Origin of the sequence: Natronohydrobacter thiooxidans, from assembly GCF_001884735.1 — a bacterium.
Lineage (GTDB): Bacteria > Pseudomonadota > Alphaproteobacteria > Rhodobacterales > Rhodobacteraceae > Roseinatronobacter > Roseinatronobacter thiooxidans_A.
Genome location: NZ_MJAP01000003.1, coordinates 107,564 through 129,911 on the forward strand (window position 1 = coordinate 107,564; position 22,348 = coordinate 129,911).

Consider the following 22,348-nt stretch of genomic DNA (forward strand, 5'->3'; position numbering starts at 1 on the left):
GGCCTAGCCCTCGTCCCGGCGCGCGCCAATTCCTGTGCGGGCAAGCTGGCGCACCGCAAGCGTCAGATTGGCCAGATCCGAGCGCAGATCGGTCGTGCTTTCAAGGCGTCCGGCAGAGACTTCCTCGGCGATGCGCAGAAGCTGGCTGTCCATATTGCGCAGGCGCAGACGGATTTCGGCCTGCGCGGCAGGACCGGATTCGGCGGCATGTTCGCGGAAATGGGCCAGCAACTCTTCCTGCCCGCGCGCGACGTGATCGAGCGCGGCGCCGGTGTCGGACGCGTCAGCCCCCTGCCCTACACCACCGCTTGCAGCCAGCCTGTCGATGGCCTCGACCAGATAGCCCAGCGCCTGATCCAGCTGCGCGCGTTCGCGGTCGGCGTCGATTTGCTGGCGGTGCATGGCTTCCATCTGCTCGGCCATACCGTCCAGCACCTGGATGATCGCCCCCATTTCGCCGCCGGCTTCGGTGTCACCGGCAACGCCCAGACGGGTGATCGAACTGAGCCATTCTTCAAGCTGGCGGTAAAAGCGATTCTGGCCATGCCCGGCGAAAAGCTCCAGCATCCCCACCACAAGCGAGCCCGCGAGCCCCAGAAGCGATGAGGAAAACGCCGTGCCCATGCCGCCAAGCTGCGCTTCCAGCCCGGTCATCAGATTGTCAAAGACCTGAATCCCGGTCTGGTTGTCTTCGGGCGCGAGCGAGCGGATCGTGTCAACCACGGCAGGCACGGTCGTCGCCAGCCCGTAGAATGTGCCGAGCAGGCCAAGGAAGATCAGCAGAGAAATGATATAGCGCGTGATGTCGCGCAATTCGTCCAGACGGGTTGCGACCGAGTCGAGGATGGAGCTGGCGGAGCTGGAGCTGATCTTGCTGCCCCGTCCTCGCCCGCGCAGCAGTGCCGCGAGCGGCAGAAGCAGGGCGGGCGGGATTGTTGCTTCATGGCCGGGGCGGTCGGCGGCGAAGCCTTCGATCCAGATGATCGAGCGGTTGAGCTGGATCACCTGCCAGAAGGTCGCGAATACCCCCAACACAAAGACCAGAAAGATGAAGCCGTTGAGCCAGATATTCGCAAGAAAGATGCCCGCCACCCGCGGCAGGGCAAACCATGTGCCCACGGCCACAAGCACGAGCACAACCAGCATCATCACGATCTGGCGCACGGGCCGGGAAAACTGCGTCTGCACCCCAAATTGGGATCTGGCCATGATCGGGCGTCCTGATCCTCTTTTAACTATGGCCACCCTAGGTCAGTCCCTGCGCTCTGCCAACCGCATATTTCACTGACCACAAAAGATTATGGCCGCCCGGATCAGGACGGCCATGCGGTGTCATATGTTTGTCGTCACGCCTCTTCGCGCGCCTCATTCTCGCGGCGGCGGCGGTTTTCATCCATGAACATGTCGAATTCCGATTTGTCCTTGGCTTCGCGCAGGCGCTTGAGGAAGGCATCGAAAGCCGCCTGTTCATCTTCGAGGCGCTTGAGCATGTCCGATTTATAGGCGTCAAAGGCGCTGTTGCCAGAACTGCGCCAGGCCGCCGTGCCATGGTGCATTTTCGAGCGGCAGGATTTTCCGAACATCTGTTTTCCCCAGATCATGTAAGCCAATAGTGCCAGCCCGATGGGCCAGAACAGGATGAATCCCAGAACCATCGCGGCGATCCAGCCGAGCTTGCCATAGCCGTCAAGCCAGCTTTCCGCCCGCCGGGGCCAGGACAGGTGAGCAGTCGCTGTTGTCATGTCGTTTCCCTCTCTTTCCTTGGTGTGAATGTTATTAACATTTACATAAATGGGAGGCAAGCCGGATTGTTCAAGGGTGCGTGTGGCGATTTTCAGAGCTTCGTGTAGCGTGAGAAGAATTTTCTCACGGTTTCAGATAGATAGCTGCGCGGCCGCCCTGAAACGAGACGCCATTCGCAGCAACGGATGTGACGGGCGACTGCAAAATGCGCCGGTTCAGCGATCCGGCTCCAGAAACCCCAGGCCCCGCAGATAGATCCCGATTCCGGTTTCCAGCAGATCCTCTGGCGTGAAGGGGCCGCGCGATCCGGGGGCGCCGCGCGCGTAAAGTTCGACAATGCCGTGGCTCATGGCGCTGACATGGGCGGCGAACATTTCGGTCGGCGGGCGTCGGTCCGGGGGCAGGCGTTGCGACAGGTCATCGGCGGCGCGCACCAGAACTTTGTTGGCGCGCGCGCAGGCTGTCGCCAGATCGCGCGTCGCATTGGGCGAGATGCCGGATTCGAACATCGCCACATAATGCCCCGGATGCTTGCGCGCGAAGGCCAGATAGGCCCGGCCCACGGCCTCGAACGCCGCGAGGGGCGAGGGCTGGCCATCGCGATAGGCATATTCCAGCAGATCCGCGAACAGCTCAAACCCCTGCCGCGCAAGTTCCACGATCAGGTCCTCGCGCCCGGTAAAATGACGGTAAGGGGCGGCCGCAGACACATCGGCCAGCTTCGCGGCCTCGGCCATGGTGAAACCTTGCGGGCCCTTCTCGGCGATCAGATCGAGCGCGGCCTCGACCAGTGCCTGTTTCAGATTGCCGTGATGATAGCCGCGTTTGGCCATGATGGTGCGCTACTCCCTGCCCCGTATCCCTTCTCTAGGCCAAACCGCTGCGATGGGAAACTGCAAACCCCGCATCGGGCCTGCTTGCAAAAGCTGCATGAAACCCTTATCTGCAGCGTCGAGAGGTTGGCGCGGGCAGACGCCTTGCCAACCCGGTCAGGTCCGGAAGGAAGCAGCCGCAGCATTTCCCGTCTGGGTCGCTGTCCAGCCTCTCACCTTTTCCCAAGCTTGCCTTCTGCCTTTCGCATTGCGGTGCAACGCCGTGCGGGGCGTGCGGCCAGATGTCTCTTTGCCGAAGAAGCGAGCCTGATGACGATCAATCCCTATGAGACGGATGGCTTCTACGATGCTGCTCTGGCGGCAGGGCGGCACCGAGCGATTGTCGGCGGGCGCTGGGATGAAACCGGGCGGATTGCACTGGCGGCGCTGATCGAGGCCGGGCTTGCGCCGCATCATCACCTGCTCGACATCGGTGCCGGGGCGCTGCGTCTGGGCTGCAAGGCGGTGCCCTATCTGGAACCGGGGCATTACTGGGCGACGGATGCGTCGCGCGCGCTGATGCTGGCGGGGTATCATGCCGAACTGGATGACCCGGGTCGGCTGGATCCGGCGCAGCTGATCGAGGATGCGGATTTCGCCTTTCCGGGCGTGCCGGAGAGGATCACCCATGCGATTGCCTTTGCGGTGTTTCCGCATCTTCCGCGCAGCCGCCTGCAGCTTGCCCTGAGCCGGTTGCGCCGCTTCATCGGGCTGGAGAAATTCCTGTTCACAGTCTTTCTGGCGCCTGACGCGGCGGCGGCGATGCCCTATCGGCAGGCGGATGGCGTCGTGACACATGGCCAGCGCGCGCCCTATCATCTGATCGCAGGCGAACTGGAAGAAATGGCGCAGTCCTGCGGATGGCATCTGGCCCGCAGCACACGGATGCTGCCACGCGGGCAGATCCTGTTCACCGCCACGCCGATGGCCTGAGCAACGCCCGGCCCGAAACGGGTTGCCAGACCCTGCCTGCGATACTACCGTGAGTTGCAATGGCCCGCGGCAGCATGCGGGCTGCCTGCCCTGATCAACAGGGCCTTGCAGCAAGGGAGGGTCGGATGATCCAGAGTTATCGTTTTACATCAACGGCTTTAGGGGCTTTTCTGGCCGCCTGGCCGGTCATGGCGCAACAGACATCGGATGTGGTGGTGCCGGAGCCGCAGACCGAGGTCACGCAGGATTTTCCCGGCATTTCCGATGCTGCCCGCGCCGCGCTTGACGCGAAAGCCGCAGGCGAGAGCGTCGAGGCCGAGAGCTGGATGGTGGCCGCGGCCAATCCGCTGGCGGTCGAGGCCGGGGCGCGGGTGCTGCGCGAGGGCGGGACTGCCGCCGATGCCATGGTTGCGGTGCAGGCGGTTCTGGGGCTGGTCGAGCCGCAATCCTCGGGCCTTGGGGGCGGGGCGTTTCTGGTCTGGCATGATGCCGCGACCGGCGAGATCACCACGCTGGACGGGCGCGAAACCGCGCCCCTGGCCGCCGATCCGCGCTATTTTCTCGATGCCGAGGGCGAGCCACTGGATTTCCAGACTGCTGTCGTCTCTGGCCGCTCGGTTGGAACCCCCGGAACCCCGCGCCTGATGGAAGAGGCGCATCGCCGCTGGGGGCAGGCCAACTGGCGCAGCCTGTTTGATGATGCGATCGGACTGGCCGAGGACGGGTTCACGGTTTCGGCCCGTCTGGCCGATTCGGTCGCGGGTGCCGCCGAAACGCTGGCGGTCTTCCCCGCGACGGCAGATTATTTCCTGCCCGGTGGCGCGCCGCTTGCCGCAGGGGATAGGCTGGTCAACCCGGATTATGCCGACACGCTGCGCCAGATCGCGGCGCGGGGCGTTGCCGCCTTCTACACTGGCGAGATTGCGGCCGATATCGTAGCCGCGACGCGCACAGACGAGCATCCGGGGCTGCTGTCGCTGACCGATCTTGCGCGCTACGAGGTGATCGAGCGCCCGGCGATCTGCTATGAATACCGCGCGCATGATGTCTGTGGAATGGGGCCACCCTCCTCCGGGGCGGTGGCGATTGCGCAGATTCTGGGCAAGCTGGAGCATTTCGACCTGCCATCCATGGACCCGCAAGCGCCCGAGACGCGCCGTCTGATGGGCGATGCCACGCGGCTGGCTTTCGCGGACCGGGGCCGCTATCTGGCCGATAGCGATTTCGTGCCAGTGCCGGTCAAGGGGTTGACCGACCGCGATTATCTGGCCGCGCGCGCCGAATTGCTGCGCGGCGATGATGCGCTGCCCGAAGTCGCGCCGGGGGAACCTGCCTGGGATCATGCGGCGCTCTGGGGCGATGACCTGCGCGAGGAACGGCCTGCGACCTCGCATATCTCGATTGTGGACGCTGCGGGCAATGTGCTGTCGATGACCACGACCATCGAAAGCGGGTTTGGCGCGCGGATTTTCACGCGCGGTCTGCTGCTGAACAATGAGCTGACGGATTTCTCCTTCCGCACCCATGCCGGGGGCTGGCCGATTGCGAACCGCGTCGAGCCCGGCAAGCGCCCGCGCTCGTCGATGTCACCGACGATTGTGCTGCGCGACGGCGAACCCGTGCTGAGCATCGGCAGCCCCGGCGGGGCCACGATCATCGGCTTCACCGCGCAGGCAATCATCGCGCATCTAGACTGGGGCATGGATGTGCAGGAGGCCGTGTCGATGCCGCATCTGGTCAACAGTTTCGGCACCTATCAGATCGAGGCAGGCACATGGGCCGAGGATCTGGTCGATCCGCTCTCAGAGATGGGGTTCCAGACCAATGTGACGGCGCTGACCTCGGGCCTGCATGCGATCTCGATTGGCGAGAGTTTGCGCGGCGGCGCTGATCCGCGCCGTGAAGGAATTGCTCTGGGCGAGTGAGACCAGATCAGACCGCGTGGTGCTGCCTTGCGGTCTGCCAGCCTGTCGGGTTCAGTTCGACAGGCTTTCCAGCCAGCGATACAATTCGCGCCCGCCGGTGCGCAATTCGACATGCATGCCGCTCTGGGCATTGTCGTCGCCGGTCACGCGGCGCAGGAACTCGTCAGGGCCAGCCAGATAGGCCACGAAATTCTCTTCACTCCAGCGTGCGCCGGTTGCAGCCGCCGCGCGCATATCATTGGAGTAGAAGGCGAAACCCGAAGCCGAGGCCAGCGGCCTGCGCGCAATCCCGTAAAGGTTCGGCCCCGACCGCCCGCCGCGTGCCAGCACATTGCCATCGGGCGCTTCGACCGTGTGACAGGTGCGGCAATCGCGCCAGCGCGCTTCATCCGCCACAGCGCTGCCAAGGCTGGCGGCAAGAGCCACTCCGGTCGCAAGGGTCGGAAGAATATTCATGCCCGGCACGCCTTCATGCTGATTTTTCCGTGATATAAGCGTGATTTGGCCAGATCGCAACGGGCGCGCGGTCACGAACCCGGCACTGTTGCGGGATCACGGCTTGAGCCGGTAGCCGGTCTGGAGCCAGCGCCAGCACAGTGCAGAGATGGCCGCTGTCGCACCGAAGACCACCGCAAGCCCCAGCCACGGCGAGGCATCCGAGGCCCCGATCATGCCGAAGCGCGCCCCGTCGATCAGGTAGAAGACCGGGTTCAGGCGGCTGGCCGTCTCCAGCGCAGGCGGCAGTGTGGCGATGGAATAGAAGGTGCCTGACAGGAAAGAGAGCGGCACGACGATGAAATTGGTGATCGCCGCGATCTGGTCGAACTTGTTGGACAAGATCCCCGCAGCGACCCCGAGCGCGCCAAGAAACGCCGCGCCGAGCGTCAGGAACAGGAACAGCCAGAGCGGATGCGCGACCCCCTGCCCCAGAAGCGCCCAGAGTGCGGCGGCAATGACCGCGCCCACCATCAGCCCGCGCACGATGCCGCCTGCCAGATAGCCCAGCAGCAATTCCATGGCCGAAAGCGGCGGCATGAGGGTATCGACAATGTTACCCTGCACCTTCGAAATGACGATGGAGGAGGAGGTATTGGCAAAACTGTTCTGGATCACGGTCATCATCAGGATGCCGGGGGCCAGAAAGGCGGTGAAGGGCACGCCCAGCACCTCGCCGCGCTGCGGGCCTATGGCCAGGGTAAAGACTGCAAGGAACAGCCCTGCCGTGACCAGCGGCGCGGCAAGCGTCTGGGTCCATACCACCAGAAAGCGCTTGATCTCGCGATCTGCCAGCGCGGCAAGGCCGAGCCAGTTGACGCGCCCGAAGCGGCGCATGCCCATCTGGTAGCCTGTTTTCACCTTCTGTCCCATGCTCTGCGCCTCTCTATTACCCGTTTGGGCGTGGTTTCACGCCTCTGGGCGATTGTCTTTCGCACCATAGCCATGTATTTCATCCTCTCGCGCTTTTCCATGGGGGAGCGCTGTCGCAAAGCCCGCAACCGGAGTTGACGTCATGTCCTGGACTGATGAGCGTGTCGAATTGCTCAAGAAGATGTGGAACGAGGGCCATTCGGCCTCGACGATCGCCAAGGAGCTGGGTGGCGTGACGCGCAATGCCGTGATCGGCAAGGTGCATCGTCTGGGCCTGTCCAATCGCAACGGCCCGGAAACCGAAGAGGCGCCCAAGGCCGTGGCAGAGGCCCCCAAGCCCGAACCGGTCGCTGCGGCGCCCGCCGCACCCGTGGTCAATCTGGCGCAGGCCAAGGCAGAACGCGCCGCGCAGGCCAAGGCGGCAGAGGCGCCCAAGGCCGAGGCGCCCGAACCGCAAGCCTATACGCCGCGTCCGATCATTCCCGCAGGCCAGCCGCTGCCGCCGCAGCCTTCGGCCAATGAGATTGACCCCGAGGCGCTGGCCACGGTGCGCGAGGTCGAGAAGACCGCGCGCAAGCTGACGCTGCTAGAACTGACCGAACGGACCTGCAAATGGCCGATTGGTGATCCGGCAACCGATGATTTCTGGTTCTGCGGATTGCCGGTTCAGGCAGGCAAGCCGTATTGCGAGGCGCATGTCGCGGTTGCATTCCAGCCCATGAGCACCCGGCGCGACCGTAAACGGTAAGCCGCGCGATTGACCGCTCTGACGCAGGGCTTTACCACTGGGCGCAAGTGAGGCTTGCGCGCAGGACCAACCATGTTTCAGAGCTATTCCGCCACCACCCGGCCCGAGGAGGGGCCGCCGCGCCTGTCTGCATTGCGTGACGCGCTGCAGGCACAGAGGCTGGACGGGGTGATTATCCCGCGGTCTGACGCGCATATGGGCGAATATGTCGCCGCCTGTGACGAGCGGCTGGCCTGGCTGACGGGGTTTACCGGTTCGGCGGGGTTCTGCATCGTGCTGCCTGACCGGGCGGGGCTGTTCGTGGACGGGCGCTACCGCGTGCAGGCGCGGCTGCAATGCGCCGATGTCTTCACCCCGGTCAACTGGCCCGAGACCAAGCCCGCCGACTGGCTGCGCGGGGCCTGCGAGAGCGGCGCGGTGATCGGCTTTGATCCCTGGCTGCATACGCCCGATGAGATCGAGGCGCTGGAGCGCGATCTGGCGGGCACGGAGATTACACTGAAGCGCATCGCGAACCCGGTTGACGCGCTCTGGTCCGACCGCCCTGCCCCGCCCATGGTCCCGGCGCGCGCCTATCCCGAAGCGCTGGCGGGAAAGACAACGCTGGAAAAACGCGCAGGCATCGCCAAGGCGCTGCGCGAGGCCGGTCAGCGCGCCTGTGTCCTGACCCAGCCGGAAAGCCTGTGCTGGCTCTTGAATATTCGCGGCGGTGACTTGCCGCGCGTTCCGGTGATGCAGGGTTTCGCAGTCCTGCATGATGACGGCCGGGTTGATCTGTTCTGCGCACCGGAAAAATGCGCCGCGCTGCAGTTTGACGATGCGGTGCATCTGCGCCCGGTCGAGGCGTTCGAGCCTGCGCTGCGCACCCTGCAGGGGCCGGTGCGGCTCGACAAGGCGACAGTGCCGGTGCAGATCGTCGATCTGCTGCGGGAAGCCTCGGTCGAGACCGTGTTCATGCAAGATCCCTGCCTGCTGCCCAAGGCGCGCAAGACCGACGCGGAACTCGCTGGCGCGCAGGCCGCGCATCTGCGCGACGGGGCGGCGATGGTGGAGTTTCTGGCCTGGCTGGACGGCGAGGCGGAGAAGCTCGTCTCGGACCCGGCGCATGTTCTGACGGAAATCGAGATTGCGCGCCATCTGGAATCCTGCCGCGCGGCGACCGGCGCGCTGCAGGATCTGAGTTTCGACACGATTGCGGGCTCTGGTCCCAATGGCGCGATCGTGCATTACCGCGTGACCGAAGACAGCAATCGCCGCCTGATCCCCGGCGATCTGATGCTGGTCGATTCCGGCGGGCAATATCTGGACGGGACCACCGATATTACCCGCACCATCGCCATCGGTCCGGTGGGAACGCTGGAGGCAGAGTGTTTCACCGCGGTGCTGCGCGGCATGATCGCGATGTCGCGTGCGCGTTTTCCGCGCGGGGTGGCGGGCGGGCATCTGGATGCGCTGGCGCGCTACCCGCTCTGGCTGCTGGGGCGGGATTATGACCATGGCACCGGGCATGGTGTGGGGGCGTTTCTGTCGGTACATGAAGGGCCGCAGCGGCTGTCGCGCATCTCGACCGTGCCACTGGCCGAGGGCATGATCCTGTCGAATGAGCCGGGCTATTATCTTGAAGGGCGGTTTGGCATCCGGCTGGAGAATCTGATCGCCGTGCGCAAGGCGACGCCGCCCGCAGGCGGCGATGCGCGCGACTGGCTGGAATTCCAGACTTTGACCCTCGCGCCGATTGACCGGCGCCTGATTCTCGCGGATCGGCTTGAGACTGACGAACGGAACTGGCTCGACAGCTATCACGCTCGCGTGCTGACGCTGCTGCGACCGGTGCTGAAGGAACCGGCAGCACGGTGGCTGGAGGCGGCCTGCCAGCCACTTTGATCTACCCGCGCGCATTTGACCACTTTGCACCTGAGGGCAAAACCTGCCAGAGTACCGCCAAAGACGAGAGGACAGAAACATGACGAATGTCAGGATCTACCCTGCCAAGGGAACCTGGGTGGTGCGCGCCAATGGCGCCGTGATCGGTGAAAGCAATCGCGCATTGGAGATGGTCCAGCGTGACTATCCTTTCGTGATCTACTTCCCGCGCGAAGATATCGCCTCGGTCGTTCTGGACCAGTCTGACCGCCCGCTCTTTTGCGATGATCGCGGCGAAGGGGTATTCTACCATGTTTCAAGCCCCGAGGGACTGATCCAGAATGCAGGCTACAGCCTGACCAACCCGACCGCAGAGGCCCAGTCCGTGCGCGATTATCTGGCCTTTGACGCAGGCAAGGTGACGGTCGAACGGGTCTGAGCCCGAGACCACGCTTCCGGACGCGCAGTTGCTGTGCGGCGCGGGCCGCGAGGCATCCGGCCCGCAGGGGGCCGGACGCGGGATTTGCCCTGCCGGTGCAGGACCGCTCCGGCGGAACGGTCCCTTGGCACGGGATCGGGAAGACAATGCCTCAGGCGGCAGCCGGGGCGGGCCTGGCAACACTGCCCGCGACCTTTTCCGAGACAAAGCCGAACAGGTTGCCGAGCACCAGCGACACCAGCACCATTGCCGCCGCCGGGATTACCGCTCCGATCTGGCCTATGGCCACACCCGACAGCAGCAGGAAGGCCGCCGTCGAGGCATAGCCGTAAACCCCCGCCGGAATGGTCGACAGCGCCGGCAGATGGGCGCCCAGCACCAGCACCACCACCGATACCCCGACGATGATCGAGGCCACCGTAACCGGTCCGCCCACGGTGCCGACCACAAACAGCGCCACCGCCGCGACGGCCACGCCCCAGCCATGGTTGACGGCGGATTTCACCAGTCCGTCGGTCTTGCCACCGCTATGGTAGAAACTGCCCCAGCCGATGAACAGCGCCCAGACCAGCAGCCCCAAATCCGTGCCCAGGCACAGCCAGGTCGCCACTGCCGCCAGAACGCCGATGGACAGCGCCAATGCGTTGATGATATTCATGTATAGTCCCTCCTGATTGCTGTATGCACAACCGGCAGGCTGCCGGTGCAGACCGACAGGCGGCCCGCCTCAAACGCGGGTTGCGTTTGCGATGCGCGTTTTCCGGTATAGCGGGCCGCCCCCTGATCGCGGTCACTCCACTGCGGCCCGGCGGGAGGTTAGCTTGGCCGGGGGCCGCACGGAAATTGGACCAAAGTTTATACGACCATGGCAACAGGCGCGCGGCGGGGCGACGCTATCGGGTGAACCCGCATCTCGCCCGTAACGGAAGCGAAGCGCGCTTGTATGCTCCATCCGTCAGGTCAGGCATCAAGGCAAATCCCGTTATCTGAAGAGGGCAATGCATCCGAGGACTGCGCCGATCCTGTGGCCATTCCCTGATATCCGCGTTCCAGCGCCAAACCGTCACCAGTATCCGCAGGACAAGGCGCCTGGCGGGTCTGCGCCGGAGCCGAATGCCGCTGAATGGCGAGAAACCGCCATCCCGCGCGCCGCTCACGGGATATACACTATCTTCTGATCGCGGCTTTCTTGCCTTGCGCGAGAACATCAATTAACCGCACAACTAACAGTTGCATTTGTCGCAGATAATGCCACAATCCCGCTTAGGTCATTGGCTTTCGGTAAGAATCGGGAAACAGTGCCGAAGGTGAAATGCAGTAGATGCGAGAAGGTTCGTCATGCTGATCATCCAGTTCGCTCTGGCCATATGTACCGGGATGATTTTCGCGATTGCCGCAGTCATCGGTGACTACGGCTTCGGGATGGCGCTGCTGATCTATAGCCTGACAGGTGCGGTGACACTTGTCCTGACCATGGTGGCAACAATGCTCTGGTCCGAGTGGCGGTCAGCCTGACATACCCCAGCGCATTCCGGGCAGGCTATGGCGTGTGACAGATCGTGCCTAAAGCGTTTCGACTTTTCGGTGAATCTCTGAAACGCTTTAGCTTCTTGTATTGTCGCAATTTCGAACCGCAAAAGTCTATCAACTTTTTCTGAAATTGCTTTACCCGCGCGCGGCCAAGGCATCGTTGAGCACCGCCAGAAGCGTCTCTGAAGGCACATCATCGCAGACAAAAGCCGCGCCGATATCGCGCGCGAGAATGAAGCGCAACCGGCCATCCTGAACTTTCTTGTCCTGCCCCATCAGGCCGATCAGCGCCTCGGCGCCCGGCAGATCGCCGGGAATATCCGCAAGATCCGTGGTCATACCCATCGCGCGCAGATGCGCCCGCACCCGGCCGGGGGTTTCCTGCGCGCAAAGCCCCATACGCGCGGAAAGCTCATAGGCCAGCGCGCAGCCGATGGCCACGCCTTCGCCATGCAGCAGGCGGTCGGAATAGCCGGTCGCGGCTTCCAGCGCATGGCAGAACGTATGGCCAAGGTTCAGAAGCGCGCGCTCGCCCTGTTCGGTTTCATCCCGTGCGACGATGCCCGCCTTCATCTCGACCGAGCGGCGCACGGCGTAGTGGCGCGCGCCCTTGTCGCCGCGCGCCATGGCGGGGCCGTTGCGCTCCAGCCAGTCGAAGAAAGCCGCATCCCCCAGCAGACCGTATTTCACCACCTCGCCATAGCCCGCGAGAAAATCACGCACAGGCAGGCTGTCGAGCAGGTCGATATCGGCCAGAACGAGGCTTGGCTGGTGGAAGGCGCCCACAAGGTTCTTGCCGTGGCGCGTGTTGATCCCGGTCTTGCCACCGACCGAACTGTCCACCTGTGCCAGAAGCGAGGTCGGCACCTGAACGAAGCGCACACCGCGCCGCAGGATCGCGGCCGCAAAACCCGCAAGATCGCCGATCACCCCGCCGCCCAGCGCGACCACTATATCTCGGCGCTCAACTTTCGCATCGAGCAGCCATTCGACGGCCTCGGTCAGCCCCTGCCAGCCCTTGGTGGCCTCGCCGGGGGGCAGGGCATGGGACTGTGCTGCAATCCCCTCTGCGGCAAGCCCCTGTTCCAGCGCCGCAAGATGCAACGCGCCTACACGCGTCTCGGTCAGGATCGCGGTCTGTTTGCGCTGCAAGAGCGGGCCAATCAGCGCCCCGGCCTGCGCCAGAAGGCCCTGCCCGATCACCACGTCATAGGCACGTTCCCCCAACGGGACATGAACCCGGTCGATCTGTGTCATGTTTTTTGTCCTTCCAGCACATCCGGGCGGGTGAGCAATTCCGCCATGACCGCGCGTGCCATGTCGGGAATGGCATAGCTGACACGCGCCTCGACCACCAGATCGGCCAGCGCATAGACCGGCGCGCGGGCGTCTAACAAATCCGAAAGCGTCTGCCGCGGGTTGTCTGTGCGCAGCAGGGGCCGTGTCGTCTTGTGGCGCACCCGCGCCCAGAGCAGGTCGAGATCGGCCTTCAGCCAGACCGAAACGCCCAGTTCGGTGATCAATGCGCGCGTCTCGCCATTGAGGAAGGCCCCACCCCCCACGGACAACACCGATGGCGTGTCCCGCAGCAACCGGGCAATCACCTCGGCCTCGCGGGCGCGGAAGAATTCCTCACCATCGCGCGCGAAGATCTCGGCGATGGTCATTCTGGAGGCGGTGACGATTTCCTCGTCGGAATCGCGAAAGGGCACGGACAGCATGCGCGCCAGTTCCTTACCCACAGCGGTCTTGCCAGCGCCCATCATGCCAACAAGCACGACTGTCTTGTGCAGTTTCATGCCAATCGCGACTCCCGTAACCTTGCGCTGTTCAACTTTTGTTGGCCAGTCTGTTTATTGTCGTGTTAATGCGGCATTGTCGACCGGAAAACCCCCCGAATGCAGGTCGCGAAAGAGGGGGAGGCGCGAGAAAGGCAGGCCGTTATGAAATATATCTTCCGCTTGGTGCTGATCCTTGTGATGCTGGCGGCGCTTGCCGTGGTGGGTTTTGCCTTCGTAGGCGACCTGTCGGCGACGCGCAGCACTGTAGAAACTCCGGTCACGCTGGAGGTGAATTGACCCCGGCGGCGCGATATTGTCTGGCCTTTGTGCTGGGCCTTGCCTCTGCCCCGGCCGCTGTTTCCGCCCAAGAGAATGGTGCCCCGCTGTCGGCGATCGACTGGCTGGAACAGGCGTTGCGCGAGCCACCGCCGCCGGCTGTGGCGCCTGAGCCCCCGCCGCAGATGATCGAGCCTTCGCCGGTCCTGCCGGAATCGCATTTCGAGACCATCACGGTGGCCCCCCTGACCGGCGCGGAACTGGACGCAACCGGGCTTTTCACCGCAGAGCGCATCGGATTGCCGCGCGAGTTCTGGGGGCCAAGTCCGCTGGCCGAGATCATTCCGGCGATAGAGGCGATTCCCGGCGACACGCTGCCCAGTGCGGCCCGGCTCGGCCTGCGCCTGTTGATGGCGGAGTTCGCCGCCCCGTATGGCCTGACGCTTGAAACGCGCGGCACGCTTTTGCTTGCGCGGATCGACAAGCTGGTGAGCCTTGGCGCATTGGAACAAGCCAGCCAGTTGATTGATGCCGCCGCCGAACCCAGCGCCGCTTTGCGTGCCCGCGCCTTCGACATATCGCTGCTGCTGGGCGAAGAGGATCGGGCCTGCGCCCGGATGAGCGGTATGATCAGCGCGACCGAAGGACAGGCCGCACAGATTTTCTGCATGGCGCGACACGGGGAATGGCAGGCGGCCTGGACAAGCCTGAAGGTCGCGCGAAGCCTTGGGCTGATCGATGCTGCCGAAGCCGGGCTGCTGATGCGTTTTCTGGACGAGGAAGAAGCCGATTTCCTGCCCCCACCGCCGCAGAACATCACGCCGCTGGGCTGGCGGATCCTGGAGGCACTCGGGGATCCCGTGGCCACAACCCATCTGCCTGTGGCTTTCGCCCATGCGGATCTGCGCGGTGTGTCCGGCTGGCGGGCACAGCTCGACGCCGCCGAGCGACTGACCCGGATGGAAGTCCTGCAGGCCAACCGGTTGCACGGGCTTTACACACAGCGCCGTCCGGCCGCCTCTGGGGGGATGTGGGAACGCGTGCGCGCCATGCAGGGGCTGGACAGGGCGCTGGCCGCGAAGGACAGCGACGCGATCAGCGCGGAGCTTGTGGAGGGCTGGCCCCTCTTTGCGGCGGTGGAACTGGAGGGCGCTTTTGCCACGATCCACGCAACAGCGCTGGCGGATGTGCCGCTGACAGCGGAGGCCTCCGAAATCCTGTGGGCCGCACTGCTTCTGGCGCAGGAGCGGCTTGACCGCGCTGCCGAGCTTGCCCCTGACACCCCCACGGCGCAGTTCGTCATGGCGCTGGCGCGGGGCGCGCCCCTGCCCGAGATTGACACGCCGGAGATGGCAAGCGCCATCTGGCAGGGATTTCAGGACGCCCCTCTGTCGGAGCAGGTACAGGCGCAGAAGCAGGAAGGCGCCCTTGGCCTGATTGTTCTGGAGGCCTTGACCCAGATCGCGCAGGCCGCTGCTGGTGACCCTGTGGCCGCAACACGCGGCCTGCAGCGTCTGCGTGCCGTGGGTCTTGAGAGCGCCGCGCGGCAGATCGCAATCGAGCTTTTGCTTCTGGAACGGCGGGGCTGAGCGCATGGACGCGCAGGCGCAGCGCTGGATTTCGACCTTTCTGGACGCCCATGCCGCCGAACAGGGCGCGGCGCGCAACACGCAACTGGCCTATGCGCGCGATCTGCGCGATTTCGCGGATTGGGCGGAGAACAGGGGGCTTGGCGTCGGGACGCTGGCGCGGTCGGATATCGAAGCCTATCTGGTCCATTGCGATGCACAGGGGCTGGCCGCATCAACGCGCGCGCGCAGGCTGGCGGCGATCCGGCAGCTTTTCCGCTTCGCCTATGCCGAAGCCTGGCGCAAGGATGATCCGGCGAGCCGGATCAGCGGGCCGGGCAAATCGAAGAAACTGCCCGTCACGCTCAGCCATTCCGAGGTTGAGGCGCTTCTGGCCGCCGCGCGCAAACTGGGCCGGTCCGAGGCCGAGCGGGCGCGCAACACCTGCCTGATGGAACTGCTTTACGCCACGGGCCTGCGCGTTACCGAACTGGTCAGCCTGCCAGTCGCGGCTGTGCGTGGCGGTCCGCAGATGATCCTTGTGCGCGGCAAGGGCGGCAAGGAGCGCATGGTGCCGCTCTCGGAGCCTGCCCGCGAGGCGTTGCAGATCTGGCTGACCCATTGGGACGCAAGCGCGTCCGAGGCGCGCGCCAAACGCCTGCCCGAGCCGCGTTTCCTGTTTCCGTCCAAGGGGCGCGAGGGGCATCTGAGCCGGGTCGCCTTCTTTCTGATGCTGCGCGAGATGGCACTTCAGGCGGGGCTTGATCCCAGCCGCATCAGTCCGCATGTGCTGCGCCATGCCTTTGCCACGCATCTGCTGGCAGGCGGCGCCGATCTGCGCGCGATCCAGACCCTGCTCGGGCATGCCGATGTATCGACCACCGAGATTTATACGCATGTTCTGGAGGAACGGCTGAAAACGCTGGTGCTGGAGCATCACCCACTGGCCAAGCGCTGAACGGTCATTCCGGCATCAGGCCATCTGCGCCCGATAACAGGTCCTCGCAAAACGCGATCCAGTCCTGTCTGTGGCCCAAGACCCGGTCGCGATGGGCCTGCCAACCCGCTGCGAGTTGGGTCAGCAAGGGCAGATCGGCAGCAACACGCTCGACCAGCACCCAGCGGTTCCATTCATAGGCCAAAGACCAGTCTGGATCGCCAAGGCGCGATTCTGCCAGACGGTAATGAAAGGCGGGCCGTCCGCCCTTGAGCTGGGAGTGCGGCACGTCGCTCAGAGCCTCGGGGCACAAATATTCGAAAGCGGGCAGAAGATCGAGCCCGTAGCCGCGCGCCGGGGCCAGCATGGCATAGAGTCGCGCCAGACCCGCCGGGGACCAGCGCGCCTGATCGGCCAGTGCATCGACGAGCGTGGCAGGCCAGGATTTGACGAAAGGCAGCGCGCGACGCGCGGGGTCGAGCGGTGCCGAGCCGCGCAGCCAGCCCTCCAGAAACGCATAGGCGCGGATGACGGCAATTAGGCTGTCTGCCCCACCTGGCGGCAATGCGGGATTCAGATGCACGCCAAAGCCAAAGCCCAGCCGCGCCTGTGTGCCCATCGCCCCGGCTCCGGCCAGAACCGCAACCAGTCGCGTCAATTCCGACAATTGGTCCTGTCGCAGTGGCGCGGTAACGATCTCGACCGGCACAAGATCGCCCAGCGCCTGCGCGGCCAGTTCCTCAAGCCATGCCTTCCGCAAGGAGATATCGAGTTCGACCTGCACATCGCCGAGAAGACCGCCTTCGATGACAGACGCGCGTATATGCAACGGGCGGATCGTGCCCCCCCAGAGGGCTTGAACCAGCGATGCTGTCTCGCCCACATCCAGCCCCGCGAACTCGATTTCAAAGCCCGTCCGCCGGGCAGCGCTGCTTTCCCCTGCATGGTCCGGCAGCGGCCAGAAGCGGCGACGCTCGATCCGGTCATGCAGCATCACGATGCCCTTTCCTGTTCGCTGTCAGTCGTGAACGGCCTCGATCCCCTCGGCGGCCTTCAGACGATAGACCCAGGCCGAGGTGCCGTCCTCCAGTACCATCAAATCACGGCGGTATCTGCGGCCGGTTCGCTCATAGCGGTCCAGGCGCACCATTTCTTCCGGGCTGACGCGGAAGCGCACCCCGTCGAGCACCATGGAAGGTTCCCCGCGCAGGTCACGCCGGTTGCGTTGCCATCCGCGCAACTGCGCAGGCTCTGCGGGCACGGGTCGCCCGATCACGATGAAGCGCACCAACGGATTGGCCAGTGTGGCGAAGCCGAACACATAGCTGTCCTCGTCCGGCGGCGGTGGCGCATTGGCGTCCAGCCGTGGCAAATAGACCGGAGCGCGCGAAATCATCAGCCAGATGCCGAGAAGCAGGACAATCAGCGCGAGCCAGAAAGACGGTTTAGAAATCAGGATGTTCATGGGCTATATCTAGCCCGCGCCCTGCTGCGGCAAGGTTTTCTGTGCCAAGGCCGCGCGACGCTTGCGCAGCACCTCCCAGATATAGAGGACCATCGCGCCCCAGATCATGGGGAAAGCCACCTGCCGCGCCCCCTCAAAGGGCTCGCGGAAGATGAAAACCGAGATCAGGAAGATCAAGGTCGGAATGGTATAGCCCGCAATCGCGATGGTCGACAGCGTCAGCCCCTTGGCCCCGTTGGCGTAGAGCATCAGCGGTATCGCCGTGATCGCGCCCGCGCCTATCAGAAGCGCAAGGTCACGCGGACCGGCCTGTACGAAGAACAATGCGCCCTGCGCGTAGAGCCAGAGCAGATAGCCCAGCGCGATGGGCAGCAGGATCAGCGCCTCCAGCGCGAATCCCTGATTGGGACCGATCGGCAGCGCGCGCTTGAAATAGGCGTAGCCCCCCCAGCTGAAGACCAGAAGCAGCGCCCCCATGGGCAGCGATCCGGCTTCGAGCGTCAGGACCAGCACCGCCGCTGTGGCCAGAGCAACCGCGCCCCATTGCCGCAAACTGAGCTTGTCGCCCAGAAGCCCGGCCCCAAGTGCCACCGCGAAAATCGGGTTGATGTAATAGCCAAGGGCGGCCTCCATCGCCTGGCCCGACTGGATCAGCCAGACATAGGTCATCCAGTTTACCGAGATCAGCGATGCGGTCACAAAGGCCATGCCCAGCATCTTCGGGGTGCGCAGGGCGGCGCGCAAATCCGTTGTGCGCCCCAGCCAGATCAGCACCACAAGCGCAACCGGTACGGCCCAGATCACACGATGGGCCACGACCTCGACTGTCGGAACATGCGCCAAAGCCCTGAAATAGAACGGCAACAGCCCCCAGAGGCAGAAGGCCGCCCCGGCAAAGGCGAAACCGCGTGGGGTATCTTCATGCATCATTCAGGCCCGCCTGCACGGCGGCCATGAAGGCCTCGCCGCGTTTCTCGAAATCGGGAAACTGGTCGAAACTGGCCGCTGCCGGGGCCAAGAGGACGACATCACCCGGTTCGGCCTCTGCCATGGCCTGCGCGACAGCGCGCTCCATCGTCTCGCTGATCTCATGCGGGGTCTGGCCCAGTTGCAGCGCGAACTCGCGCGCCGAATGGCCGATCAGATAGGCTTTGCGCAGGCGGGGCAGATGCGGCGCAAGGGACGCGATGCCGCCATCCTTGCCCAGACCGCCCGCGATCCAGCGGATACGCTCGAAGGCTTGCAGGGCCTGCGCGGCGCTGTCGGCATTGGTGGCCTTGGAATCGTTGATATAGCGCACGCCATTCGCTTCTGCGACAAGCTGGCTGCGATGCGGCAGGCCCTTGAAGGTGGAGAGCGCATCCTCGATGAGGCGCGGGGCCAGCCCCAGCGCGCGGGCAACAGCATAGGCGGCGCAGGCATTCTGGTGGTTATGCGCGCCGGGCAGGCCCTGCATGGCCCGCAGGTCAATGGATGCGACCTGCTTGCCACGCCGGTATTCCGACAAAAACCCCTTGCGCGCAAAGACATTCCAGCCCGGCCCTGCCAGTTTTTGCCCCGAGGAGATACGGATAACGCGGGCATCTTCCGGCGCCTGGCTCAATTGTCCCGCCAGAAACTGCCCCTCGACCTCATCGACGCCGATCACGGCGCGGTCCGGCCCGCCCTCGGCAAAGAGCCTGCGCTTGGCGGCGAAATAGCCGCCCATGCCGTGATGACGGTCGAGATGGTCGGGCGACAGATTCGTGAACACCGCGATATCCGGTGTCAACGCGCGGGCAAGTTCGGTCTGGTAGCTGGAGAGTTCCAGAACAATCACCTCGCCATCGCGCGGCGGGTCAATGGAGAGCACGCCCTTGCCGATATTCCCCGCCATCTGCGCAGGGCGGCCTGTTTCCTGCAGGATATGGTGGATCAGCGCGGTGGTGGTGGATTTGCCATTCGATCCGGTCACCGCCACGACCTTGGGCGGCTGGTCAAATTCCATCGTCGCGAGCGTCGAGAGCGAGCGGAAGAACAAGCCGATATCGTTGTCCACCGGCACACCCGCCGCCAGTGCGGCGGCAATGATGCGATTGGGCGCGGGGTAGAGATGCGGGATGCCGGGGCTGGTGATCAGCGTGGCGACCTGCGCCCAGTCCACGCGGGTCAGATCGGTCAGCGCGATCCCGTCCGCTTCCGCCTTGGCGCGGGCTTCGGGCGATTCGTCCCAGGCGAGCGGGATCGCCCCGCCTGCCGTGAGCGCGGCGCATGTGGCCAGCCCCGACCGCCCCAGCCCCAGCACCGCCACCTGCTGCCCTTCATGGCCCTGTACTGCAATCATGGTTCTGGTCCCCGCCCGAGTTGATGCCTCATATCTGCGCCAAGTGGTGAACATGTGCAAGACAGCTTGCACCCGCCACACCCACGGGCTAGCCTTGCTGCATTGCAGCAAAATGAGGCGAAATGCTGGGTATCCTTGTCATCCTGCTGGCCCTGACCGCGCTGATCTGGCTTGCCTATCGCGGCGTCAGTCTGCTGCTTCTGACCCCTGCCCTTGCCGTGCTGGCCGTGCTTCTGGCCGAAGGCGGGCCGCTTCTGGCCAGCTACACCCAGATCTTCATGGCCGGGACCGGCGGTTTCATCATCCAGTTCTTCCCGCTTTTCCTGCTTGGCGCCGTCTTTGGAAAGCTGATGGAGGCATCCGGCAGCGCGCAGGCATTGGCGCAGGGCATTATCCGCCGCCTTGGCCCCCGTCGCGCGATCCTTGCGGTGATCCTGTCCTGCGCGGCCATGACCTATGGCGGCGTGTCGCTCTTTGTCGTGGCCTTCGCGGTCTGGCCCATCGCGGCCGCGCTTTTCCGCGATGCGGATCTGCCCAAAGTGCTGATCCCGGCGACGATTGCGCTCGGGGCCTTCACCTTCACCATGTCCGCCCTGCCCGGCACGCCCGCAATCCAGAACGCGATCCCGATGCCCTATTTCGGCACCACGCCTTTTGCCGCACCGGGGCTGGGTCTGATCACGGGCGTGATCATGTTCACGCTCGGCTGGCTCTGGCTGGAACGGCGCGCGCGGGCGCTGGGGCCGGGGTATGGGGCAGAAGCGGATATCGTCGCGCAGGACGACCGCGCCCTGCCGTCCCTCTTGGTCGCCAGCGCTCCGCTTGTGCTGGTCCTCGGGCTGAACCTGATTTTCACCTTTCTGGTCATCCCGCGTCTGGACACAGGCTATCTGGCCCAAAGCCTTTATGGCGCAACTGATATCGGCGCGCTGCGCGGGCTCTGGTCCACGATTGCGGCGCTCACGCTGTCCTCGCTGGCGCTTGTCGCGTTGAACCGGGCGCGGCTGGCCAAGGGGCTGAGCGAGACACTTGACGCAGGCGCAAAATCCGCGCTGCTGCCGATCTTCAACACGGCCTCGCTCGTGGGCTTCGGGGCTGTGATCGCCTCGCTCTCGGCATTCGCGCTGATCCGCGACTGGGTGGTCACAGCGGGCGGCGACAACCCGCTGATTTCGCTGGCCATCGGCACCAGCCTTCTGGCGGGGATGACCGGCTCTGCCTCTGGCGGCATGTCGATTGCGCTGGCCACGCTGGGCGAGACCTATCTGGAACTTGGCCTCGCCGCCGGAATTTCGCCGGAGCTGATGCACCGCGTCACCGCTGTCGCAACAGGCGGGCTGGACGCACTGCCGCATAATGGGGCCGTGATCACGCTTCTGACCATCTGCGGCCTGACCCATCGCGAGGCATACAAGGATATTGCCGTTGTGGCCGTGGTGATCCCGATTGCGGCGCTGATCGTTCTGGTGACGCTCGGCACCGTGTTCGGCAGTTTCTAACCCCGGATCGTATCGCCCTTGTTCACGATGGGCGACAATTCGATCCGTTTTCCGCCGACCACCCCGGCCACCACCTTGCCCGCAACGATCTCGGCGGCACGCAGGCCGATTTCACGGCGACAGGCATCGGTCGTGGCCAGCCGCAACTTGAAACCATCAAGCAATTCCAGACCGTTGAACCCTGCAAGCCCGATCTGACCCGGCACATCCAGCCCCTGATCCAGACAGTAAAGCAGCCCCCCTGCCCCGATCATATCATTGGAGTAATACAGAAAATCCAGATCAGGCTGGCGCGCTAGGATCGCTGCCGTCATCTCGCGCCCCTTGGCCAGCGACGATCCGCCCGCGTAATGCTCGGTCGCGGCCAGTTCCACGCCTGCGGCCTGAAGCGCCTCTGAAAATCCCTCCAACCGTTTGCGCGCGCGGTGGTCATCGGGCATTTTCGAGCCCAGAAACCCGATCCGGCGATAGCCCGCCGCGAGGATCGCCTCGGCCATTTCGCGACCTGCGCGCTTGTGGGATATCCCCACGACCGAATCGATCGGATCGCCGTCGATATCCATGATCTCCACCACCGGGATCCCGGCATTGGCCAGCATCGCGGTCGCCGCCTCGGTATGCTCCAGCCCGGCCACGATCATCCCTGTCGGTCGCCAGGAGAGCATCTCATAGATGACATTCTCTTCCTGCTCTGCCTTGTAGTCGGTGGCGCCGAAAACGGGCTGCAGGCCCGAATCTTCCAGCGCGGCCGAAATCCCCCCCAGAACCTCCGGGAAAACCATGTTCGAGAGCGAGGGAATGACCACCCCCACCAGATTGACCCGCTGGCTGGCCAAGGCGCCCGCGATCTTGTTGGGCACATATCCCAGCGCTTTGGCGGCCGCGAGCACCTTTTCGCGCGTGGCGGGAGAGACATCGGCGCGGTTGCGCAACACGCGGCTCACCGTCATCTCGCTGACGCCGCTGGCTTCGGAGACATCGCGCAATGTAAGCGGACGCTGGGCTTCGGGGGGCAGATAGGGGGGCAAGGCAATATCCTGTCAGGCAAGACCAGATTTCACGTTAGCGCCACATTTCT

23 protein-coding genes and 1 other RNA gene are annotated in these 22,348 nt (G+C 64.4%); 11 read left to right on the forward strand and 13 right to left on the reverse strand.

All coding sequences use genetic code 11. The features are described from left to right. Nucleotides 1–3 precede the first annotated feature (3 nt). The 3 genes from BG457_RS03115 to BG457_RS03125 form a co-directional block, all read right to left on the reverse strand. A complete protein-coding gene (locus tag BG457_RS03115) occupies nt 4–1,209 on the reverse strand; it encodes a BAR domain-containing protein (protein WP_071795555.1) in 1,206 nt (401 codons plus the stop codon). Between the two features lie 137 nt (nt 1,210–1,346). Continuing rightward, nucleotides 1,347–1,742 carry a DUF2852 domain-containing protein gene (locus BG457_RS03120; RefSeq protein ID WP_071795556.1) on the reverse strand — a complete coding sequence of 132 codons (396 nt, stop codon included), beginning with the start codon at nt 1,740–1,742 and terminating at the stop codon, nt 1,347–1,349. Between the two features lie 216 nt (nt 1,743–1,958). After that, on the reverse strand, nt 1,959–2,576 hold the full coding sequence (locus BG457_RS03125) for a TetR/AcrR family transcriptional regulator (protein ID WP_071795557.1): 618 nt from the start codon (nt 2,574–2,576) through the stop codon (nt 1,959–1,961). A gap of 120 nt (nt 2,577–2,696) precedes the next feature. Between BG457_RS03125 and ffs the strand changes: the two genes are divergently transcribed. The 3 genes from ffs to ggt all read left to right on the forward strand — a co-directional run bounded on the left by ffs (nt 2,697) and on the right by ggt (nt 5,473). Next, nucleotides 2,697–2,793, forward strand: an RNA gene (ffs, locus tag BG457_RS03130) — signal recognition particle sRNA small type. 92 nt (nt 2,794–2,885) lie between these two features. After that, nucleotides 2,886–3,548, forward strand: coding sequence for a class I SAM-dependent methyltransferase (locus BG457_RS03135; RefSeq protein ID WP_071795558.1), 663 nt, complete (start codon nt 2,886–2,888; stop codon nt 3,546–3,548). 125 nt (nt 3,549–3,673) lie between these two features. Next, complete coding sequence (ggt, locus tag BG457_RS03140; RefSeq protein ID WP_071795559.1) at nt 3,674–5,473, forward strand: gamma-glutamyltransferase; 1,800 nt, start codon at nt 3,674–3,676, stop codon at nt 5,471–5,473. A gap of 51 nt (nt 5,474–5,524) precedes the next feature. Here the strand turns inward: ggt and BG457_RS03145 are convergent, their stop codons facing one another. Then, a complete protein-coding gene (locus BG457_RS03145) occupies nt 5,525–5,929 on the reverse strand; it encodes a c-type cytochrome (protein ID WP_071795560.1) in 405 nt (134 codons plus the stop codon). 96 nt (nt 5,930–6,025) lie between these two features. Then, nucleotides 6,026–6,841, reverse strand: a complete 816-nt coding sequence (locus tag BG457_RS03150) for an ABC transporter permease (RefSeq protein ID WP_071795561.1) — start codon at nt 6,839–6,841, stop codon at nt 6,026–6,028. Between the two features lie 142 nt (nt 6,842–6,983). Between BG457_RS03150 and BG457_RS03155 the strand changes: the two genes are divergently transcribed. From BG457_RS03155 to BG457_RS03165, 3 genes are all read left to right on the forward strand, one after another. After that, nucleotides 6,984–7,589, forward strand: a complete 606-nt coding sequence (locus BG457_RS03155) for a GcrA family cell cycle regulator (protein ID WP_071795562.1) — start codon at nt 6,984–6,986, stop codon at nt 7,587–7,589. Between the two features lie 72 nt (nt 7,590–7,661). After that, the gene (locus tag BG457_RS03160; RefSeq protein ID WP_071795563.1) at nt 7,662–9,473 is read left to right on the forward strand and encodes an aminopeptidase P family protein; all 1,812 of its coding nucleotides are present in this window, start codon (nt 7,662–7,664) and stop codon (nt 9,471–9,473) included. 79 nt (nt 9,474–9,552) lie between these two features. Continuing rightward, a complete protein-coding gene (locus tag BG457_RS03165) occupies nt 9,553–9,891 on the forward strand; it encodes a DUF427 domain-containing protein (RefSeq protein WP_071795564.1) in 339 nt (112 codons plus the stop codon). Nucleotides 9,892–10,042: 151 nt separating this feature from the next. On the opposite strand, the gene BG457_RS03170 is transcribed toward BG457_RS03165, so the two are convergent. Continuing rightward, complete coding sequence (locus tag BG457_RS03170; RefSeq protein ID WP_071795565.1) at nt 10,043–10,549, reverse strand: DUF1097 domain-containing protein; 507 nt, start codon at nt 10,547–10,549, stop codon at nt 10,043–10,045. Nucleotides 10,550–11,229: 680 nt separating this feature from the next. Here BG457_RS03170 and BG457_RS20135 point away from each other — a divergent pair. After that, nucleotides 11,230–11,406: a hypothetical protein gene (locus tag BG457_RS20135; protein WP_175546718.1), complete on the forward strand. Its 177-nt coding sequence runs from the start codon at nt 11,230–11,232 to the stop codon at nt 11,404–11,406. 150 nt (nt 11,407–11,556) lie between these two features. On the opposite strand, the gene aroB is transcribed toward BG457_RS20135, so the two are convergent. Further along, nucleotides 11,557–12,678 (reverse strand): 3-dehydroquinate synthase, encoded by a 1,122-nt coding sequence (aroB, locus tag BG457_RS03175; RefSeq protein ID WP_071795566.1) that lies wholly within the window; start codon nt 12,676–12,678, stop codon nt 11,557–11,559. Continuing rightward, nucleotides 12,675–13,226 (reverse strand): shikimate kinase, encoded by a 552-nt coding sequence (locus tag BG457_RS03180; RefSeq protein ID WP_175546727.1) that lies wholly within the window; start codon nt 13,224–13,226, stop codon nt 12,675–12,677. Before BG457_RS03180 ends, aroB begins: the two co-directional genes overlap by 4 nt. A gap of 138 nt (nt 13,227–13,364) precedes the next feature. Between BG457_RS03180 and BG457_RS20630 the strand changes: the two genes are divergently transcribed. The 3 genes from BG457_RS20630 to BG457_RS03195 are packed head-to-tail and all read left to right on the forward strand — an operon-like array spanning nt 13,365 to nt 16,004. Then, complete coding sequence (locus tag BG457_RS20630; protein WP_281249211.1) at nt 13,365–13,499, forward strand: hypothetical protein; 135 nt, start codon at nt 13,365–13,367, stop codon at nt 13,497–13,499. Further along, nucleotides 13,496–15,067 (forward strand): hypothetical protein, encoded by a 1,572-nt coding sequence (locus tag BG457_RS03190; RefSeq protein WP_071795569.1) that lies wholly within the window; start codon nt 13,496–13,498, stop codon nt 15,065–15,067. Before BG457_RS20630 ends, BG457_RS03190 begins: the two co-directional genes overlap by 4 nt. 4 nt (nt 15,068–15,071) lie before the next feature. Continuing rightward, nucleotides 15,072–16,004, forward strand: a complete 933-nt coding sequence (locus BG457_RS03195; RefSeq protein WP_071795570.1) for a site-specific tyrosine recombinase XerD — start codon at nt 15,072–15,074, stop codon at nt 16,002–16,004. A gap of 4 nt (nt 16,005–16,008) precedes the next feature. Here BG457_RS03195 and BG457_RS03200 read toward each other — a convergent pair whose 3' ends face one another. From BG457_RS03200 to murD, 4 genes are read right to left on the reverse strand one after another with little or no spacing between them, the layout of a single operon-like run. Next, on the reverse strand, nt 16,009–16,977 hold the full coding sequence (locus BG457_RS03200; protein WP_071795571.1) for an amidoligase family protein: 969 nt from the start codon (nt 16,975–16,977) through the stop codon (nt 16,009–16,011). A 24-nt stretch (nt 16,978–17,001) separates the two neighbouring features. Beyond that, a complete protein-coding gene (locus BG457_RS03205; RefSeq protein WP_071795572.1) occupies nt 17,002–17,448 on the reverse strand; it encodes a gamma-glutamylcyclotransferase family protein in 447 nt (148 codons plus the stop codon). A gap of 9 nt (nt 17,449–17,457) precedes the next feature. Beyond that, nucleotides 17,458–18,378, reverse strand: coding sequence for an EamA family transporter RarD (rarD, locus tag BG457_RS03210; RefSeq protein ID WP_071795573.1), 921 nt, complete (start codon nt 18,376–18,378; stop codon nt 17,458–17,460). Then, entirely contained in the window at nt 18,368–19,771 is a 1,404-nt protein-coding gene (murD, locus tag BG457_RS03215) for a UDP-N-acetylmuramoyl-L-alanine--D-glutamate ligase (RefSeq protein WP_071795574.1), read from the reverse strand. The genes rarD and murD overlap by 11 nt, the downstream gene beginning before the upstream one ends. Nucleotides 19,772–19,893: 122 nt before the next feature. Here murD and BG457_RS03220 point away from each other — a divergent pair, with 122 nt between their 5' ends. Next, complete coding sequence (locus BG457_RS03220) at nt 19,894–21,270, forward strand: GntP family permease (protein WP_071795575.1); 1,377 nt, start codon at nt 19,894–19,896, stop codon at nt 21,268–21,270. Here BG457_RS03220 and BG457_RS03225 read toward each other — a convergent pair. After that, on the reverse strand, nt 21,267–22,298 hold the full coding sequence (locus BG457_RS03225; protein WP_245770917.1) for a LacI family DNA-binding transcriptional regulator: 1,032 nt from the start codon (nt 22,296–22,298) through the stop codon (nt 21,267–21,269). The two genes, BG457_RS03220 and BG457_RS03225, sit on opposite strands and share 4 nt — an antisense overlap. Nucleotides 22,299–22,348: the final 50 nt, after the last annotated feature.

What these genes read in the sequence shown, in the direction of transcription:
- BG457_RS03115 (WP_071795555.1), bottom strand. Translation starts at nt 1,209, where the DNA reads ATGGCCAGATCCCAATTTGGGGTGCAGACGCAGTTTTCCCGGCCCGTG.
- BG457_RS03120 (WP_071795556.1), bottom strand. Translation starts at nt 1,742, where the DNA reads ATGACAACAGCGACTGCTCACCTGTCCTGGCCCCGGCGGGCGGAAAGC.
- BG457_RS03125 (WP_071795557.1), bottom strand. Translation starts at nt 2,576, where the DNA reads ATGGCCAAACGCGGCTATCATCACGGCAATCTGAAACAGGCACTGGTC.
- BG457_RS03135 (WP_071795558.1), top strand. Translation starts at nt 2,886, where the DNA reads ATGACGATCAATCCCTATGAGACGGATGGCTTCTACGATGCTGCTCTG.
- ggt (WP_071795559.1), top strand. Translation starts at nt 3,674, where the DNA reads ATGATCCAGAGTTATCGTTTTACATCAACGGCTTTAGGGGCTTTTCTG.
- BG457_RS03145 (WP_071795560.1), bottom strand. Translation starts at nt 5,929, where the DNA reads ATGAATATTCTTCCGACCCTTGCGACCGGAGTGGCTCTTGCCGCCAGC.
- BG457_RS03150 (WP_071795561.1), bottom strand. Translation starts at nt 6,841, where the DNA reads ATGGGACAGAAGGTGAAAACAGGCTACCAGATGGGCATGCGCCGCTTC.
- BG457_RS03155 (WP_071795562.1), top strand. Translation starts at nt 6,984, where the DNA reads ATGTCCTGGACTGATGAGCGTGTCGAATTGCTCAAGAAGATGTGGAAC.
- BG457_RS03160 (WP_071795563.1), top strand. Translation starts at nt 7,662, where the DNA reads ATGTTTCAGAGCTATTCCGCCACCACCCGGCCCGAGGAGGGGCCGCCG.
- BG457_RS03165 (WP_071795564.1), top strand. Translation starts at nt 9,553, where the DNA reads ATGACGAATGTCAGGATCTACCCTGCCAAGGGAACCTGGGTGGTGCGC.
- BG457_RS03170 (WP_071795565.1), bottom strand. Translation starts at nt 10,549, where the DNA reads ATGAATATCATCAACGCATTGGCGCTGTCCATCGGCGTTCTGGCGGCA.
- BG457_RS20135 (WP_175546718.1), top strand. Translation starts at nt 11,230, where the DNA reads ATGCTGATCATCCAGTTCGCTCTGGCCATATGTACCGGGATGATTTTC.
- aroB (WP_071795566.1), bottom strand. Translation starts at nt 12,678, where the DNA reads ATGACACAGATCGACCGGGTTCATGTCCCGTTGGGGGAACGTGCCTAT.
- BG457_RS20630 (WP_281249211.1), top strand. Translation starts at nt 13,365, where the DNA reads ATGAAATATATCTTCCGCTTGGTGCTGATCCTTGTGATGCTGGCGGCG.
- BG457_RS03195 (WP_071795570.1), top strand. Translation starts at nt 15,072, where the DNA reads ATGGACGCGCAGGCGCAGCGCTGGATTTCGACCTTTCTGGACGCCCAT.
- BG457_RS03200 (WP_071795571.1), bottom strand. Translation starts at nt 16,977, where the DNA reads ATGCTGCATGACCGGATCGAGCGTCGCCGCTTCTGGCCGCTGCCGGAC.
- BG457_RS03205 (WP_071795572.1), bottom strand. Translation starts at nt 17,448, where the DNA reads ATGAACATCCTGATTTCTAAACCGTCTTTCTGGCTCGCGCTGATTGTC.
- rarD (WP_071795573.1), bottom strand. Translation starts at nt 18,378, where the DNA reads ATGATGCATGAAGATACCCCACGCGGTTTCGCCTTTGCCGGGGCGGCC.
- murD (WP_071795574.1), bottom strand. Translation starts at nt 19,771, where the DNA reads ATGATTGCAGTACAGGGCCATGAAGGGCAGCAGGTGGCGGTGCTGGGG.
- BG457_RS03220 (WP_071795575.1), top strand. Translation starts at nt 19,894, where the DNA reads ATGCTGGGTATCCTTGTCATCCTGCTGGCCCTGACCGCGCTGATCTGG.